Source organism: Octadecabacter antarcticus 307 (assembly GCF_000155675.2).
Classification (GTDB): domain Bacteria; phylum Pseudomonadota; class Alphaproteobacteria; order Rhodobacterales; family Rhodobacteraceae; genus Octadecabacter; species Octadecabacter antarcticus.
In genome coordinates, this window is sequence record NC_020911.1 from 1,615,765 (window position 1) to 1,631,188 (window position 15,424).

At 58.0% G+C, this 15,424-nt stretch carries 15 protein-coding genes; 10 read left to right on the forward strand and 5 right to left on the reverse strand.

The window, feature by feature from the left end:
* Positions 1–93 precede the first annotated feature (93 nt).
* Genes hflK through OAN307_RS08315 form a run of 3 tightly spaced genes read left to right on the forward strand, consistent with a single transcriptional unit; the run spans position 94 to position 2,447 of the window.
* On the forward strand, positions 94–1,332 hold the full coding sequence (hflK, locus tag OAN307_RS08305; protein WP_015499335.1) for an FtsH protease activity modulator HflK: 1,239 nt from the start codon (positions 94–96) through the stop codon (positions 1,330–1,332).
* On the forward strand, positions 1,333–2,223 hold the full coding sequence (gene hflC / locus OAN307_RS08310; RefSeq protein ID WP_015499336.1) for a protease modulator HflC: 891 nt from the start codon (positions 1,333–1,335) through the stop codon (positions 2,221–2,223).
* Positions 2,224–2,246: 23 nt separating this feature from the next.
* A complete protein-coding gene (locus OAN307_RS08315) occupies positions 2,247–2,447 on the forward strand; it encodes a DUF2065 domain-containing protein (RefSeq protein ID WP_015499337.1) in 201 nt (66 codons plus the stop codon).
* Here OAN307_RS08315 and OAN307_RS08320 read toward each other — a convergent pair.
* The gene (locus tag OAN307_RS08320) at positions 2,444–3,115 is read right to left on the reverse strand and encodes a Crp/Fnr family transcriptional regulator (protein WP_015499338.1); all 672 of its coding nucleotides are present in this window, start codon (positions 3,113–3,115) and stop codon (positions 2,444–2,446) included. The two genes, OAN307_RS08315 and OAN307_RS08320, sit on opposite strands and share 4 nt — an antisense overlap.
* Positions 3,116–3,435: 320 nt before the next feature.
* On the opposite strand from OAN307_RS08320, the gene OAN307_RS08325 reads away from it, so the two are divergent.
* The 4 genes from OAN307_RS08325 to OAN307_RS28895 all read left to right on the forward strand — a co-directional run bounded on the left by OAN307_RS08325 (position 3,436) and on the right by OAN307_RS28895 (position 5,870).
* Entirely contained in the window at positions 3,436–4,845 is a 1,410-nt protein-coding gene (locus OAN307_RS08325) for a Do family serine endopeptidase (protein ID WP_245541045.1), read from the forward strand.
* A gap of 134 nt (positions 4,846–4,979) precedes the next feature.
* Positions 4,980–5,189 carry a glutathione S-transferase family protein gene (locus OAN307_RS29810; protein ID WP_275450641.1) on the forward strand — a complete coding sequence of 70 codons (210 nt, stop codon included), beginning with the start codon at positions 4,980–4,982 and terminating at the stop codon, positions 5,187–5,189.
* A 66-nt stretch (positions 5,190–5,255) separates the two neighbouring features.
* On the forward strand, positions 5,256–5,627 hold the full coding sequence (locus OAN307_RS29815) for a glutathione binding-like protein (RefSeq protein ID WP_245541000.1): 372 nt from the start codon (positions 5,256–5,258) through the stop codon (positions 5,625–5,627).
* A gap of 66 nt (positions 5,628–5,693) precedes the next feature.
* On the forward strand, positions 5,694–5,870 hold the full coding sequence (locus tag OAN307_RS28895) for a hypothetical protein (protein ID WP_015499340.1): 177 nt from the start codon (positions 5,694–5,696) through the stop codon (positions 5,868–5,870).
* Positions 5,871–5,980: 110 nt separating this feature from the next.
* On the opposite strand, the gene OAN307_RS08340 is transcribed toward OAN307_RS28895, so the two are convergent.
* Positions 5,981–6,544 carry a peptidoglycan-binding domain-containing protein gene (locus OAN307_RS08340; RefSeq protein ID WP_015499341.1) on the reverse strand — a complete coding sequence of 188 codons (564 nt, stop codon included), beginning with the start codon at positions 6,542–6,544 and terminating at the stop codon, positions 5,981–5,983.
* Between the two features lie 217 nt (positions 6,545–6,761).
* Here OAN307_RS08340 and OAN307_RS08345 point away from each other — a divergent pair, with 217 nt between their 5' ends.
* Positions 6,762–7,085, forward strand: coding sequence for a 2Fe-2S iron-sulfur cluster-binding protein (locus OAN307_RS08345; RefSeq protein WP_015499342.1), 324 nt, complete (start codon positions 6,762–6,764; stop codon positions 7,083–7,085).
* Between the two features lies 1 nt (position 7,086).
* Positions 7,087–7,860, forward strand: a complete 774-nt coding sequence (locus tag OAN307_RS08350; protein WP_015499343.1) for an FG-GAP repeat domain-containing protein — start codon at positions 7,087–7,089, stop codon at positions 7,858–7,860.
* A 29-nt stretch (positions 7,861–7,889) separates the two neighbouring features.
* Here OAN307_RS08350 and OAN307_RS08355 read toward each other — a convergent pair whose 3' ends face one another.
* Positions 7,890–8,666, reverse strand: coding sequence for an adenosylcobinamide-GDP ribazoletransferase (locus tag OAN307_RS08355; RefSeq protein WP_044043433.1), 777 nt, complete (start codon positions 8,664–8,666; stop codon positions 7,890–7,892).
* A gap of 76 nt (positions 8,667–8,742) precedes the next feature.
* On the opposite strand from OAN307_RS08355, the gene cobT reads away from it, so the two are divergent.
* Positions 8,743–9,753: a nicotinate-nucleotide--dimethylbenzimidazole phosphoribosyltransferase gene (gene cobT / locus OAN307_RS08360; protein ID WP_015499345.1), complete on the forward strand. Its 1,011-nt coding sequence runs from the start codon at positions 8,743–8,745 to the stop codon at positions 9,751–9,753.
* A gap of 163 nt (positions 9,754–9,916) precedes the next feature.
* Here cobT and OAN307_RS08365 read toward each other — a convergent pair whose 3' ends face one another.
* The gene (locus OAN307_RS08365) at positions 9,917–11,824 is read right to left on the reverse strand and encodes a cation:proton antiporter domain-containing protein (protein WP_015499346.1); all 1,908 of its coding nucleotides are present in this window, start codon (positions 11,822–11,824) and stop codon (positions 9,917–9,919) included.
* A 51-nt stretch (positions 11,825–11,875) separates the two neighbouring features.
* Entirely contained in the window at positions 11,876–15,301 is a 3,426-nt protein-coding gene (locus tag OAN307_RS08370; protein ID WP_015499347.1) for a hypothetical protein, read from the reverse strand.
* Between the last annotated feature and the right edge of the window lie 123 nt (positions 15,302–15,424).

Consider the following 15,424-nt stretch of genomic DNA (forward strand, 5'->3'; position numbering starts at 1 on the left):
GCAAGAATAATCACGAGACTCGTTCAGAGCCCATGCGAGGGCATTCGAATACTAAAACCGCCCTCCGGGGCGAGAAAAAGGAAGACAAGCTTAATGGCTGGAAATAATGGCGGCCCCTGGGGGGGCGGAGGCGATGATGGCGACGACGACGACGACCGTTCGCGCCCGAATGGAAATGGTGATCGCAGTGGTGGACGCCGCCCTGGTAACGAACCACAGATCCCTGAATTTGATGAAATCATCAACAAAACCAAGGAGCAGCTGCGCGTCTTGATGGGCGGCGGCAATGGCCGCAATCGCGCTGGCGGTAGTGGTGGTGGGGCCGGTGGCCCACAGATCACCCGTGGCATGGTTGGATTGGGCCTATTGGCAGCAGTCGCATTGTGGCTGTTTACCAGTGTTTACACGGTGCGGCCCGAGCAAAGGTCAGTTGAGCTGTTTTTGGGCGAATTTTCGGCCATCGGCGAGTCTGGCCTGAACTTTGCGCCTTGGCCGATCGTCACCTACGAGATCGTCAATGTGTCGCAGGAACGCGTCATCGAGATTGGCGAAGAAGAAGTTCCGGCCCAGTTGGGCGATAGCCGCGCCGTCCAATCCCAGCTTGAGGCCGATATCGGCCTGATGTTGACGGGTGACGAAAATATCGTCGACATCGACTTTCAGGTGGTCTGGAATATTCCTGAGCCCGACAAGTTCTTGTTTAACCTTGCTGATCCGGAAACGACGATCACTGCCGTGGCTGAATCCGCCATGCGCGAAATTATCGCAACGTCTGAACTGGCCAGCCTGAACCGCGAACGTGCGGTGATCCGTGAACGGCTGCAAGAACTGACGCAAAGCACGCTTAACAGCTACGATAGTGGCGTGAATATCGTGCGGATCAACCTTGATGAGGCCGATCCACCCGCAACGCAGGTTCAGGTTATCGATATTGATGGCAACCAACGGCTGACATCGCCACTGGATGCGTTTCGCGACGTGCAAGACGCCGAACAAGAACGCATTCAGTTGCAAAACCAAGCCGACGCCTATGCCAACCGCGTAACAGCAGGGGCGCGTGGTAATGCGGCGCAAATCGTGGAGGCTGCAGAAGGCTACCGCGCCCGCGTGGTGAACGAAGCCGAAGGTGAGGCGAGCCGTTTCTTGGCCGTTCTCAACGAATACTCAAAGGCACCGGAAGTAACGCGTCAGCGTCTATATCTTGAAACAGTTGAAGCCATTTTCGGCAGTGCTGACATCATCTTGCTTGACGATAATGCAGGCGGGGGCGGTGTCGTTCCGTATCTGCCGCTTGATGAGGTGCGTCGTCCAGTCACACAGGGGGGCAACTAAATGAATAAGTCAGTCTTAATTCTACCAGTCATCGTGGTTGCGATCGCAGTGATAATGAGTTCGATTTTCATCGTGGACGAACGTGAAAAGGCGTTGATCTTGCGCTTTGGTCGGGTTGTTCAGGTTCAGGAAGATCCAGGCATCGGTTTCCGTGTGCCCTTCGTGGATCAGGTTGTAACCTATGATGACCGGATCATTTCTATCGACATGGAAGCGCAAGAAGTCATTCCAGACGATGACCGTCGTTTGATTATTGACGCCTTTGCGCGCTACCGGATTTCGGATGTTGTGCAGTTCCGTCAAGCGACAGGTGCGGGTGGTGAACAAGCCAAAGCCGTTGCCGATCGTCGTCTTGAGGATATTTTGCGTGCTCAAACCCGCGAAGTTTTGGGTTCGGTTAGTTCCGGTGACATTTTGTCCACGGACCGTACCGCGCTGATGCTACGTATCCGAAATGGCGCAAGGTCCGAAGCCAGTTCACTGGGTCTGACGCTTATTGATGTGCGGTTGAAGCGCACCGATCTGCCGACTGAAAACCTTGCTGAAACCTTCCGCCGCATGGTGTCGGAACGTGAACGTGAGGCCGAAGACGAACGCGCCCGTGGTCGTGAAGCGGCACAGCGTATTCGTGCGCTGGCGGATCGTACAGTGATCGAACTTGTGTCTGACGCAGAACGTCTGGCACGGATCGCTGAGGGTGAAGCGGACGCAGAACGCAACGCGATTTTCGCAAGCGCCTACGGGCAGGACGCTGAATTCTTCCAGTTCTACCGCTCACTTGAAGCCTATGGCAAGGCCATAGGAAATGGTAATGCGCGTCTGGTTCTTAGCCCTGATCACGAGTTCTTTGACTATCTGAGGAACGAGAACGGCACGCCTGCTGGTGAATAACTGATGCTAGCGGAGCGATAAAAATGGGAATTGCAATTCTGGCTCTTGGGTTGGTTTTGATCGTGGAGGGGCTGGTGTACGCACTGGCCCCTTCGCTTGTCGAAGACCTGCTGGCGGCCTTGCGCCAAATGTCGCTGGAAACACGGCGCTTGGTCGGGCTGGCAGCACTGGCTATGGGCGTGGCGTTGGTTTGGGTTGCGGCAAATCTGGGCGTGCTTGGTTAGGCTGCTTGGTCTAACGGTGCAACGGCTTCGCCGACTTTGCGAGCCAGATCGTAACTAAGCATCGCGTCGATTGCCAATTTGAATCGTGGGTTACGTGCGATTTTCTGTCGCATATCCTCTACGTCCCAACGCAATACTTCTGCGCCGGCAGCAATGGTTGTTGTGGCGACACTGGGCCGTTGCAAAAGATAGGCGACTTCACCCACAAACACCCCGCTTGGCAGCACAAACTGCGCACCGCGTTTACGTACTTTGACGCCGCCAGACAGGATAAAATATAGACTGGTCACTGAATCGCCTTCGGTTGTTACGATTTGATCCACGTCCAATGTGATGCGGTCCGCGTGTTTCATCACCAGCCTGAAGTCACCCGGCGAAAGCATGGTAAACATTTGGTAAATGTCTATATGTGCGGCGGGCAATGAAATCTGAAATCGCCGCAGCATAAGTGTCGTCATGCCGATGAAATTGGCCGTCATCATGCCCATCGTCGAGTAGATGCCGCCATAAAGTGGATCTGCCGCGGCGGTAGCGTAATAGGCGATATAAAAGGTTGATCCGATGAACATCATCATCCGCAATTGCATTTGATTGATCAGTAAATAGCCACATGCAAATGCTGTCGCCGCGCAGGCGATCAGGACATTCGGTGTAAAGAAATCAGTCATTTCGTATGGCCCCCCAAACCAAGAATTTGCACAGAATGGCGGCAAAAGACCCGTTCTGGCAAGGAGTTATTGGTCGTTGCACTTTAGGCGTGCGTTCACGCATGGGTGACGACCCCGTGTTTGCCGTTGCGCTGGCGCGCGCCACGCCTACATTCAAACTCAAGGACTGTTTTACAGTCAATGTATTTGAAGCCCCTACAAGGAGATGCCCAGTGAAAATCCCTTCGATAACCCATGTGAGAATCCATTCGGTTGCAACGCCACAAGCCATCGCAGCTGCGCCGACCAATGACGCGCGCCAGACATGGATCGCTGCCCTCATGGTTGGCCTTGCGTTGTCCTTGGTCACAGTCGTCAGCGCTGACGCCCAAAACCGCCCCGCGACGTTTGCGGATTTGGCTGAAATTGTCAGCCCCGCAGTGGTCAACATCACCACAAGTACCGTAGTTGCTGGCCGCACTGGGCCGCAGGGCGTTGTTCCGGAAGGGTCCCCGTTTGAGGATTTCTTTCAAGAGTTTGGCGAAGACGGCCCACGTCGGTCGTCCGCACTGGGGTCGGGATTTGTGATTTCTGCCGACGGCTACATCGTGACAAACAACCACGTCATTGAAGGTGCCGACGAGATCGAGATTGAATTTTTTCCTGGTGACAATCAACCATCGAAATTGCTGCCGGCTGTCCTTGTTGGTACCGACCCCAACACAGATATTGCCTTGTTGAAGGTCGAATATGACACGCCGCTGAGCTTTGTGAGCTTTGGTGACAGTAATGGCCCCGGATCGCGGGTTGGCGACTGGGTCATGGCGATGGGCAACCCGTTGGGGCAGGGGTTTTCGGTATCCGCCGGAATTATTTCTGCGCGCAACCGTTCATTGCAGGGCACATATGACGATTACATTCAGACGGATGCCGCGATTAACCGCGGCAATTCGGGTGGACCGTTGTTCAATATGAATGGTGACGTGATTGGCGTGAACACCGCCATTCTGTCGCCCAACGGTGGGTCCATTGGAATTGGTTTCGCCATGTCGTCTGATGTTGTGTCCAACGTCATCGATCAGTTGGAAGAATTCGGCGAAACGCGGCGTGGTTGGCTGGGTGTGCGCATTCAGGACGTCACGGCTGATATGATCGATGCGATTGACGGGTTGCAAGAAGCACGCGGCGCGATGGTTACGGATGTTCCTGCGGGCCCTGCCGAAGACGCAGGAATGGAATCGGGCGATATCATTTTGCAGTTCGACGGCATCGCGATTGAGGACACCCGTGAACTTGTGCAAATCGTTGGCAATTCACCGGTCGGCAAAGAAGTCCCCGTCGAAATTCTGCGCGGCGGTGAGATGGTTGATCTGACCGTCGTGCTGGGGCGTCGTGAAACTGCAGAAGCTGTGGCATTCCCTTTAGACGGTGACACGCCGGACGAAGGCACGCCAAACACATCCAACATGCTGGGCATGACCCTGTCCGAAATCACGCCGGATATGGAAGAAAGTCTTGGTGTCGAGGCGGGCAGCGGACTGGTTATTGTCGAAGTTGAAGCGGACTCAGGGGCTGAAACCAAGGGCCTGCTGGCGGGTGATCTGATCACCGAGGCGGGTCAGCAAAATATCAGCAGCATCGCGGATTTCGAAGCGCGCGTTGAAGATGCACAAGAGGCAGGCCGCAAATCCCTGCTGCTACTGGTGCGCCGCGACGGAGCGCCACGGTTCGTGGCCATCGGGCTGGAGTAAGGTATTAGCGAATTTGTGGCAGGGGGCGTTCCGGTTGGGGCGCCCCTTTTCGTTGGGGGAGGTGTACTTTTAGCCCTTTGTTTCCGTTCTGCAGTGTTGCTACCTTGACGCATGATAAGTCGAAGGAGGCACACATGTCAGAGGCAGTCAGGCTGCATAGCTATCGCTATAGCGTATATAGTCGCATTGCACGAATGGCGCTGCTTACGAAGGGCGTTGCCTACGATGCCGTTGAGGTAGATCCGTTCGCTGAACTTGCCCCTTCCTACCTTGAGCTGCACCCGTTCAGTCGGGTGCCCGCACTAACTCATGGCACATTAGTGTTTTCGAAACGCGTGCGATAACTGGCTACATCGACCGTGTTTTTGCTGGACCACCGCTACAGCCAGTTGACATCAAGGCGATTGCGCTTGGATCAAGTAGTCGGAATTATTGTTAATTATGGCTATTGGCCAATGATCAGACAGGTCTTTGCCCATAAGGTATTTAGGCCCCTGGAGGGTGAGCCTCCGGATGAAGAACAGATTGCGGTTGGCATTGTAGCAGCCCAGAAAGTGTTAGCCGTTTTGGACGGTATCGCTAGTGAAGGCCTTGTCTTGAACAGTGAAGTGTTCACGTTGGCAGACTGCTATCTTGCGCCAGTGATGGATTACTTCGTCCGCGCCGATGAAGGGCGCGAGGCCCTTTCAAGGTATACCGCTTTGAGTAGATGGTGGAATGAGGTTTCAGACAGACCTGACCTGAAATCGACAGACCCAATCCTGTCCGAGTTTCCGAGTTAGCGAAGGCCAAATTCGCCCGCACAGCTGCTGTTGCCTAGGCCCTGCACAACCGCTATTCATACTTTCATGAAACATGTTCCAAAAGATACCACCGACGATGCGCTTATTCAGGAATATCTGAACAAGGGCGGTAAGGTGAGCAAAGGTAAAACCAAACCGCTGAACCCTAGCCTTGGGTTGAGCAAAAATGTTTGGAACCAGACGCTGACCAAAGAAGAAAAAGCCGCGCGCGATAAGAAGTGATCGCGGCAGGGCACCGGATTTCGTGGTCGTTCTGCGCTGTGATCAATCCATCGCCACGAGCAGCTATCAACCTATAATTTCAAGACCTTACCGCGGTGGTGTTCATTGCGCTAAAGCATGTCGCGTGGCTGGGCTACGAGGCCAAAGGCGCGTGCGGTTCGCAAGGTCAGCGTCTTTGTGTGCACGTCGTCTTGGGCGGTTTGGAACCGTTCAATCGCAGTTGCGGTGCGCCTGTCAACGCGGCCATTGATGGCACCATTGTAGTAACCACGCGCGATCAGGGCACGTTGAACTGACGCGATAAATTGTGGGGTCATGATGGTGGCGCAAGGGGTTTCAAATTCAACTTCGCGGCGTTCGCGCAGGATTTGTTGCCGTGTCACGGTGCGAAAGGCGGCAGGGGATTGCACGGTGCCATCGCTGCGCACGGATGCGGGTTGCACCATGACTTGTTCGGTGACGGTTTCAATAATCGCGGGTGTGGTTGCGCGGGCAAAACAGGTGCCTTGCGCGGTGTCCACCGTTGCGGGATCGGCCAGCGGACCGATGGGATCACCGCCCGCGCGCATCACTTGCGGCGCGTCCATGCACGCCGTCAAAATGATCAACCCGACCCCTAACAAAAGGGGGGCTGCCAGCGCGCCGTTCGTGGTGCGTTTGCTCGGTATCGTCATCTGCTCATCCTCGGGCTCTGATGGCCCGTTTGTTAGCATTTCATACCGCACGCGGGGGCACAGACAAAGCCTGCATCGGGGGTGTCGGCGAAATCGGGTGCCAATGGTGTCGTTTGCGTGCCACGTTTGATGCATTTAGGGGCGCAAAAGGGGTGGCAGGGCCGCGTGACCCGCCCTATCTAACTGACAACAGTTTTTTTGAGAAAGGGCCGACGCAATGGCAAAGATCACCTACATCGAACATGGCGGAAAAGAACACATCGTGGACGTCGCAAACGGGCTGACGGTCATGGAAGGCGCGCGCGACAACGGCATTCCGGGAATTGAGGCTGATTGCGGTGGTGCCTGCGCCTGTTCCACCTGCCACGTTTACGTTGACGGGGCCTGGGTTGAAAAAATTCCCGCTAAGGACGCGATGGAGGAAGACATGCTCGACTTCGCATACGAACCCGATCCGGCACGGTCGCGTTTGACGTGCCAGTTGAAGGTCACGGATGCGCTGGACGGTTTGATCGTCCAGATGCCTGAAAAACAGATTTAACGTGGCGAGAGCGCCGCGCCAGACGTTGCAGGCGTTGCGAGGTCTTGCGCGCGGCGCAGGGCCGGCAGTGTGTTTGGGGTTGGCGGGGGCTGCATGGGCCGATGTGATTATCGATGAAGTTGTGGGGGCGGGATTTCGGGGTGAGACAGATGCGTATCATCACTGTATCTTGGGCGATTGTATCGAGTGGTCGGCGTTGGAGATTGTCGGGCGAGCGCCAGATGGGACCCAGACATCGCGGGTCTTTGAGGCTGGTGCGGGATTTGTGTTTGAGGACACGGGCGTGCGGTTTTGGGATGTCACGGGCGATGGCCAGTTTGAAGTTGTGGTGATCCTGACAAGCCTGACAAGCCTGACGTTGGGCGCATCCTTGGCCGTCTATAATGCCGAGGGCTTGATCGCGCAGACGCCCCATATCGGCCAGACACAGCGCTGGTTGGCCCCAGTGGGCGCGGCGGATTTTGATGGTGACGGGCGCATTGAAGTGGCGTTCGTGGATCGTCCGCATCTGGCCAAGACATTGCGGGTGTTCGAATGGGACGGGGCTGGATTGGTTCTGGACGCAGAGCTGGCTGGTTTGACCAATCATCGCATTGGGGAGAATTTTATTTCAAGCGGTGTGCGCGCGTGCGGTGCGGGACCGGAGATGGTCACCGCGGATGCCGATTGGTCGGAACTGATGGTGACGCGGATGGACGGTGGGACCTTGGCTGCGCGGTCTTTGGGGGCCTATTCGCCTGAGCGGTTGGCGGCGGCGTTGGATTGTGGGCTTTAGAGCTAGGTATTTCAGAACCAAAGAAGCCGTTAAGAAAACAGGGCTGCGAGGGTCAGCAGCATTGAGATTTCATTGATTTGTTGTGTTGCCCCGAGGATGTCGCCGGTTTGACCTTCGATTTTGGCCTTTGCTATCGCGGCGCAGGTTAGGGTCGCGAGCAGAGCGCTGGCAAGGAGCCAGAGACCGCTGCTGTGCAGCAGTATCATGCAGGCGAAAGTGGCGATTGCGATCGCGATGAGGGATGTCGTCGTATCTGGGCGCCCGACTGACTGGCTGAGTCCTTCGTCGCGCGCGTGGGGCAGGCCGGCCATGACAGGGACCATGGCCGCGCGGCTGAGCATGGCGATTGCGAGGACGCCAGGCCAGAGGGCACCATGGTCAATGATAAGTGTGAGGGCCTGCCAGCGCAGACCGAGGCCCAAGGTCAGAGCCAGCACACCGTAGACCCCAGTGTGGCTGTCTTTCATGATTTTCAGACGATGGTTCTTGTCCCAGCCGCCCCAAAGACCGTCGGCGGTATCGGCCAACCCGTCTTCGTGCATCGCGCCTGTGATGATTACGAGGGCTGCGAGGCTGAGACCCGCGGCGAGGCCGTTTGGCAGGCCCAGCCACAGGGCGATTTGGCCGATGGCACAGGCGAGCGCGCCAAGGATCATACCCGCGAACGGGTAGGCCCATGCCGATGCAGCACCACGTGCGGTTGCGCGGTCGGTGTCGATGCGCACGGGCAAGCGACTGAGTATTCCCAGTGCTGCGGCGATGTCCCAAGGTGCGGCAAATTGTAATTTGTCGGTGTTGTGGGCCATCGCATCGCTTCCTGTCTGGTCATTTCCGCCCCAGTGGGTAGAGAATGCACGAAATGTTTGCAATGAGGCCTTTGTTATGACCGCACCCTTCGTCACTTTGAATGAGTTCCGCGCAACGCTAGAGGCTGCGACGGGTCCTGATATGGAATCCATCGCGGGGGCTAAGGATCGCAACGGCCAGCTGACCAAGCCGCCTGGTGCCTTGGGGCGGCTGGAGGAGTTGGCGATTTGGTATGCAAGCTGGCGAGACACGGATCGCCCCAGCATCAAAAGCCCACAGATTATTGTTTTTGCGGGCAATCATGGCGTTTGCGCGCAGGGTGTGTCGGCGTTTCCATCCGAAGTGACGGCGCAGATGGTGAGCAATTTCGAACATGGCGGCGCGGCGATCAACCAGTTGGCCAAAACCTTTGGTGCGACGCTGAATGTGCATGCGCTTGAACTGGAGATGCCGACGCAGGACTTCACGACCGCCCCCGCGATGAGCCAGGCAGAAGTGGTGATTGCACTGATGGCTGGTTGGAATGCGGTCGATCCAAAGGCGGATTTGCTGGTCACGGGCGAAATGGGCATTGGCAACACAACGTCAGCGGCAGCCGTTGCGGCGGCTGTACTGGGCGGGTCGGCGGCTGAATGGACAGGGCGCGGCACCGGTGTGGATGACGACGGGCTGGCGCGAAAGACGGATGTGGTTGCGCGCGGATTGGCGTTGCATGACGCGTCCGATCCGCTAGAGGCGCTGCGCTGTTTGGGTGGGCGCGAATTGGCGGCGATGGCGGGCGCGATTGGGGCGGCGCGCCATTTCCGTATTCCTGTGATTTTGGATGGGTTTATCTGCTGCGCGGCGGCGGCGGCGCTGGAAAAGGCCGTTTCGGGGTCATTGGATCACACGGTTGCTGGGCATTTGAGCGCTGAGGGGGCCCATGACAAGTTGCTGGAGGCTTTGGGGAAACAGCCAATTTTGTCGCTGGGTTTACGGCTTGGTGAAGGGTCCGGCGGGGCATTGGCGATTGGTGTTATGCAGGCGGCAGTTGCGTGTCATTCCGGCATGGCGACATTTGCAGAAGCGGGCGTTGCGGCGGGTTAGGGGTGCGGCTGGGCAAGGTTCAGAGGCCGCTGGCGCCATTGCTGCCCCCGTCCAGCGTCGTCCCTTGGGCATGAGCCAATGGCGCACAATGAACGGCCCCCTAGGATACTTTTGAGACAAAGGCTGGGGCAGAGTACGGGGCACAGAAAACAGGACGTGGCGGTTAGGGTTTGACGGCGGTCTTTGGCTTTAGCGTGTCGCCGCGACGGGTGGCTTCGCGTTCAGCCTCGTCCAAGGTTTCGGTTAGTGCGCTTTCGAGGTCACGATCGGCGGCTTTGGCACGTTCAATGTAAGCCTTGTTTTTGGCGATGGGGACGTTTGGGTCCCAAACTTTGGCCAAATCGCGCAAGGTGGCGCGGTCGTGGTGGTAGTACGACATCTCGGCCTCGGAGGCTTCGTATTCGGATAGGCCAAGATTTTCGAGCACATATCGACCCGCACGTAGTGAGCTGTCGAACAATTCGCGCACGATGTCATTGGCCCCGGCCGCATAAAGTTCATAGACATGCACGCTATCACGTGCACGCGCGATAATATGCAGGTCCGGCCGGTGGCCGCGGGCATATTTGACCAGCGTTACAGCGGCGTCTTTGTTGTCCAATGCGACAACCAGCACAGAGGCGTCATCCAATCCGGCGGCATGCAGAATGTCGGGGCGGGTCGGGTCGCCAAAGAAGCCTTTGAACCCAAACGTGCGCATCAGCTGCACGGTTTTGAGATTATTATCGAGAACCACGGTACTGAAACCGCTCGACTGCACGAGGCGGTTCACCACCTGCCCAAAGCGGCCAATGCCCGCGATAATGACAGTGCCTTTTTCGTCGATTTCGTCTTCGGGATGCTCCGCATCTTCGACTTTTATGCGGCGCGACACCACGTCATAGACGATGAACAATAGGGGCGTGATCATCATTGATAGGGCCACAACCAGCAACAAGTCTGCACCCAGTATTGGGCCAAGCACGTTTTGTTGTAGCGAAAACGCGATCAACACGAAGCCGAATTCGCCGGCTTGCGCGAGGCCGAGGGTGAACAGCCAGCGTGCGCGGCCTTTGATGTTGAACACGCGCGCCAGAAAATATAGAACGCAGCCTTTGATCACCATCACCGCCAATGTCAGCCCAATGATACGGGCCGGTTTGGCGAACAGAACGCCAAAGTCGATGCCTGCCCCAACGGTGATAAAGAACAGCCCGAGCAGCAGCCCCTTGAACGGCGCCAGGTCGCTTTCGAGTTCATGGCGGAATTCCGAGTTTGCGAGGACGACGCCTGCAAGGAAGGTGCCAAGGGCCGCCGACAGCCCGACGAGGCCCATAAGCGTGGCAATAGACACCACGATCAGCAGTGCGAGGGCGGTATACATTTCGCGCAGACGCGCTTGGTGGATGTAGCGGAATATCGGTTTGGTCAGGAACACGCCGATCAAGATCACTGCGACCACAGCACCGATAGTCACGAGGGTGACACCCCACCCGGGCAGGCCATCCACGAGGCTCATGGAATGGTCGGTGGGTTCTTCAATTGGGCCTCGCGCCATGGAGCCGTCCAACTGGACGCGTACGGGCGCGCGCAGGGCCAGCAGCGGAAGTATCGCCAACATCGGGATGACGGCGATGTCTTGGGTCAGCAACACTGAGAACGTGTTACGCCCACCGCTCGTCTGCATCAGGCCCTTTTCAGAGAGGGTTTGCAACACGATAGCAGTGGAGGACAGCGCGAATATCATGCCAATCGCGAGGGCAGTTTGCCACGGCTGACCCATCCCCATGAACAAGGCTGTGATCAGCAAGGTGGTCAGGCCGATTTGTAATCCCCCCAGCCCGATCAGGCGGTGACGCATGCCCCACAGGGCGCGGGGTTCCAGTTCAAGTCCGATCAGGAATAGCATCATCACGACGCCAAATTCCGCGACGTGTTGCAATTCGGCGGCTTCTGCACCGATCAGGGGCGCAATTGCGACGCCTGCCAGCAAATATCCCAACACAGATCCAAGGCCGAGGCGTGCTGCCAGCGGCACCGCAATGACAGCAGCGCCGAGGAGGATCGTGGCGAGAAGAAGTGTCTGTTCCATTACGTGCTATCCGCGAAAGTTCAAAATTGGAGGTCGCGAAATAATATTTAGTTAGCTTGCTACGCGCAGGGTGATTGCGCGGCCTCGCTTTGTGTAATTGAGCGCTTCGGCGCTGATGGAGGTCACGCTGCCCCCGTCAAGGCGATCCCCGACGGTCACGCGCACGTAACGCCCGTTGCCCATCCGCACTAGTGCGCGGCGATCACCCGAGCCGCCGTAGATGCCGATCAGGTTGACCTCGCGCAGATTGATGGCGTTATCCAATGTTGCAGCTTGCGCAACGGCGCTACCGGTCGGGCCACTTGGGGTCACGGTGCGTGGGGCGACTGCAGCTGCGGCGACTTGTGTGGCGGCGCGTTGTCGCGCGTCGTTGGCCCGCGCGACGATGCGGGCCATGTTGCGCGGCCGCGGATCAGGGCGGCTGCTGGCCGGAACGGCCAGTGCAGTTGGATTGACGATCGGGTTGGGACGGTTGTTGGCGGCCAACACGGCTGCGGCAATTTCCGGTGAGATTTGCAGACCCGTTGGCGCGGGTTGTACGGCGGCATTTTCGGATATGGGTTCGGGGTCAGGTGTTTGAACTGGTGTTTGGACTGGGGCAAGGCCCACAGGACGTGTGCGCGGGCGGAACGCTGTGGCTTGCGCGACGGTTAACGCACCAAGGACGGGGGTGTTTGCGGCGGCAGCCTGTGCGGCAGCCTGTGCGGCGGCGATTTCAGCGGCGGCGACAGCGGTCGCAAGAACGGCGGCTGGGCGCGGCAATGGGCGGAGTGTGTCGGCGGTTGGGACCTGCGCGGTTCTAGTGTTCAGCGCGACAGCGATATCTTGCGTGAGGTTTTCAACATTTCCCTGCGGCGCAACTGTTTCCGAGCGAACAAGCGGCAAATTGGGCGGCGATCCGACGATGACGTTCAAGCCCTCGGGTGATGTGGTTGGAGGTGGCGTTTCAGGAGGGTCGATTTCGGGTGTTGCCGGATCAATCGCCACAACGCTTGGCGCGGTGATCGTTGATGGTGAAATCGTTCCGGGCCGGATGGGTGGCAAAATTGGCGGCGATCCGGCAAGGACCAGAAGGCCATCGCGCGCAAGTAAAGGGGCAGCACCCGACGTAAGTTCTGCGGCCTCGGGTGCTGCTGCAGCAGGGCGGATGGGTGGTTCGATGGCGGGGCGACCCGCGATCACAATCACGCCTTCGGGCGCATCTTCACGGGGTGTTGCGTCCTGTGAGATCACGGCAGCGAGTTGATCTTGCGGTGTAATCAAAGGTGCCACGGTCCCAGTTCGCGTAGGCGGGTTAAGCGGCGGGCGACCGGCGATGACCAAAATACCGTCCGGCGTGATTGCGCCCTGCGGCGTTGCGACAACCAGACCGTTGGCATCATAATCAAAGGTTTGACTTGGTGGCGGTGGGTCAATCGGGGCGGCGATCAGGGCGTCACCTGCGACGCTGCTGGCCGATGCCAGCGGGCTGGCGGGAACCCGTATCACGGGGCGCGTTGACACTGCGAGCGTCATCGTATCAAGCGTGCCTGTGCGGGGGATTTGGGGAATGCGCGGGGCCCTTTGCCAAACGCCGGTCGCGGCATAAATGCGGGTTGCTTCCTCGGGGGACAGGACCTGTCCGCCAGGTATCAGGTTCGGCATCAAATTCGTAGCCAAAGCATCCGTTGTATCTGCTGATGCGGTCGGTTGCGTGGCATTAGCCGCTTGCGGTGCGGCCACCTCCGAAACCGATGTTGGAGCTGGAGCCGATGCTGACGTTGCTGTTGGATCCGATGCCATTTGTGTCTCGGTTGATCCAAAGCCGAACCAGTTGGCGAAGCCGTCCTCAGACAGGGCTGCGACAGCCGCCATGGCGAGCAGGAACAACAGCAGAACCGCTGTCAGGACTAGCCCCAGAAAGCGCGGTTTGCCACCGACGACGGCTTTGGGCTTGGTTTTCGGCTTTTTGCGCGCGCCAAAGACCGTCAGGCGGGATTTTTCGTTCGGTGTGTCGGGATTGCTGGTTTGCGCATCAGTCTTCGCCTCTGCATGGGCCATGCGGCGGCTGGCGAACATACCGCCAACTGCGCCACTGACAGTCGACGGCGCACTGCTTTTCTCGTCTGCCGTGTCAGGTGCATCGCTTTGGTCATTGTCGCCGCCACGATCAGCGCGCGGTACGGGATCAATGCCGAAGGATGCAGCAGAGAGGACAGCGTCGGGCGACAGGGCTGTTGGCGCATCACCAGTGATTGTGGGGGCCACGTCACTATCGGGCGCTTTGGTCGTGATGGGTGGAACGATTGGCGCGGCATTCGCAGTGTGGCTGGGCGCCGAAAGTGACGGCATCGGGTCGGTGCTTTTGCCCGTCGGAACGGATAAGGTCGGCACGGAAAGTGACGGTGGTGATTGGTGGCTGAAGGTGGGTTCTGCGCGTGGGCTTGCGGTCGCGTTGGTTTGGGGGGCGGTTTTTTGTACGGGAGCGGGGCGCCCTTCGTTGCGATCTGCGCGCAGGCGGGATGCGAACATCGGCGCGTCAGTATCGGCTGCGTCTGTCGTGCTTGGCGCAGTTTTCTGGGGATCAGAATCTGGGTCAGATTCGACGTCTGGCGTGATGTGTGACTGTGCACGACCCTCAGCGAATGCTTCGATCATTGGCTCGGTTGCAGACGCGTCGACGGTAGGCTCGGCAAGGTCCGGTTCGAGCGTGGGTGTCGGCGCAAGCTCCAGCTCATCTGGCACAGTCTCGTCCGGTGACAGGGGCTCGTCTGGTGACAGCGGCGCTGTATCGGGTTCGGCCGCAACCGGGTCAGCCCTGTCGGAAAAATCGGGGTCTGGTACAACTGGGTCTGGCACATCGGGGATGAAAGCATCCTCGACGCTTGGCTGCGTATCGGGCGTGATGTTGGCCGCAGGCGCGGCGTCAGCCAGGGTGTCAGTTTCCGGTTCAACGGGGACGTCCGGTTGTGCAGTTGTTATCGCAGCTTCGCCGATGACGATCACTGAATCCTCATCACGTTCAATGGGCTTGCCGTCCACACTGCCAAAAAACGCCTCCCCGACATAGGTAAAGGGTTTGGGAACTGCGGCAAAACTAACAGGATTAAATCCGTGTTCGGCGGCAAATTGTTTCGCTTCGGTCAGGGTTTCTTTGGCGACGGCAGCAACATAAGTGCGCCCGCCACCTTTGGCGTAATCATAGACCAAATCTTGCACCGCGTAGGGCGTGGCTCCGTGTAATGCCTGGCGAACGTCGTCTTCGCTGGCGCGGGTCGTATCCAGCGCAAGGTATTTTATTTGATCGTTTGGAATTAACAACTTGGTTGAAATTCCGGCCGGTTCAAGGATGCCGGCGGCGGCGCGCAGACGATCCAGCGCGCCCGTCAGATCAGCGTCATCCAGCGCAACTTGGCCGACCAAATGCCAACCACCCGATACGCGGTGCATCAGGCGCAGACCGTCAAAGGACAATGACAAGGCGAAATTCGATTTCATCAGCGTGACTTAGCATCCTCCAGCAGGGCTGAAAACTCCCCTTTTTCTTGACCTAGTAAGGTACAGCAGGCTTTCGCTCGCGCCAAGTGAGACTTTTCGTTTCAAAAAATTCAAGGATGGTGG

Bases quoted from the DNA above. Each gene is read 5' to 3' on its own strand.
- hflK (WP_015499335.1), top strand. From the start codon at position 94: ATGGCTGGAAATAATGGCGGCCCCTGGGGGGGCGGAGGCGATGATGGC.
- hflC (WP_015499336.1), top strand. From the start codon at position 1,333: ATGAATAAGTCAGTCTTAATTCTACCAGTCATCGTGGTTGCGATCGCA.
- OAN307_RS08315 (WP_015499337.1), top strand. From the start codon at position 2,247: ATGGGAATTGCAATTCTGGCTCTTGGGTTGGTTTTGATCGTGGAGGGG.
- OAN307_RS08320 (WP_015499338.1), bottom strand. From the start codon at position 3,115: ATGACTGATTTCTTTACACCGAATGTCCTGATCGCCTGCGCGGCGACA.
- OAN307_RS08325 (WP_245541045.1), top strand. From the start codon at position 3,436: ATGGTTGGCCTTGCGTTGTCCTTGGTCACAGTCGTCAGCGCTGACGCC.
- OAN307_RS29810 (WP_275450641.1), top strand. From the start codon at position 4,980: ATGTCAGAGGCAGTCAGGCTGCATAGCTATCGCTATAGCGTATATAGT.
- OAN307_RS28895 (WP_015499340.1), top strand. From the start codon at position 5,694: ATGAAACATGTTCCAAAAGATACCACCGACGATGCGCTTATTCAGGAA.
- OAN307_RS08340 (WP_015499341.1), bottom strand. From the start codon at position 6,544: ATGACGATACCGAGCAAACGCACCACGAACGGCGCGCTGGCAGCCCCC.
- OAN307_RS08345 (WP_015499342.1), top strand. From the start codon at position 6,762: ATGGCAAAGATCACCTACATCGAACATGGCGGAAAAGAACACATCGTG.
- OAN307_RS08355 (WP_044043433.1), bottom strand. From the start codon at position 8,666: ATGGCCCACAACACCGACAAATTACAATTTGCCGCACCTTGGGACATC.
- cobT (WP_015499345.1), top strand. From the start codon at position 8,743: ATGACCGCACCCTTCGTCACTTTGAATGAGTTCCGCGCAACGCTAGAG.
- OAN307_RS08365 (WP_015499346.1), bottom strand. From the start codon at position 11,824: ATGGAACAGACACTTCTTCTCGCCACGATCCTCCTCGGCGCTGCTGTC.
- OAN307_RS08370 (WP_015499347.1), bottom strand. From the start codon at position 15,301: ATGAAATCGAATTTCGCCTTGTCATTGTCCTTTGACGGTCTGCGCCTG.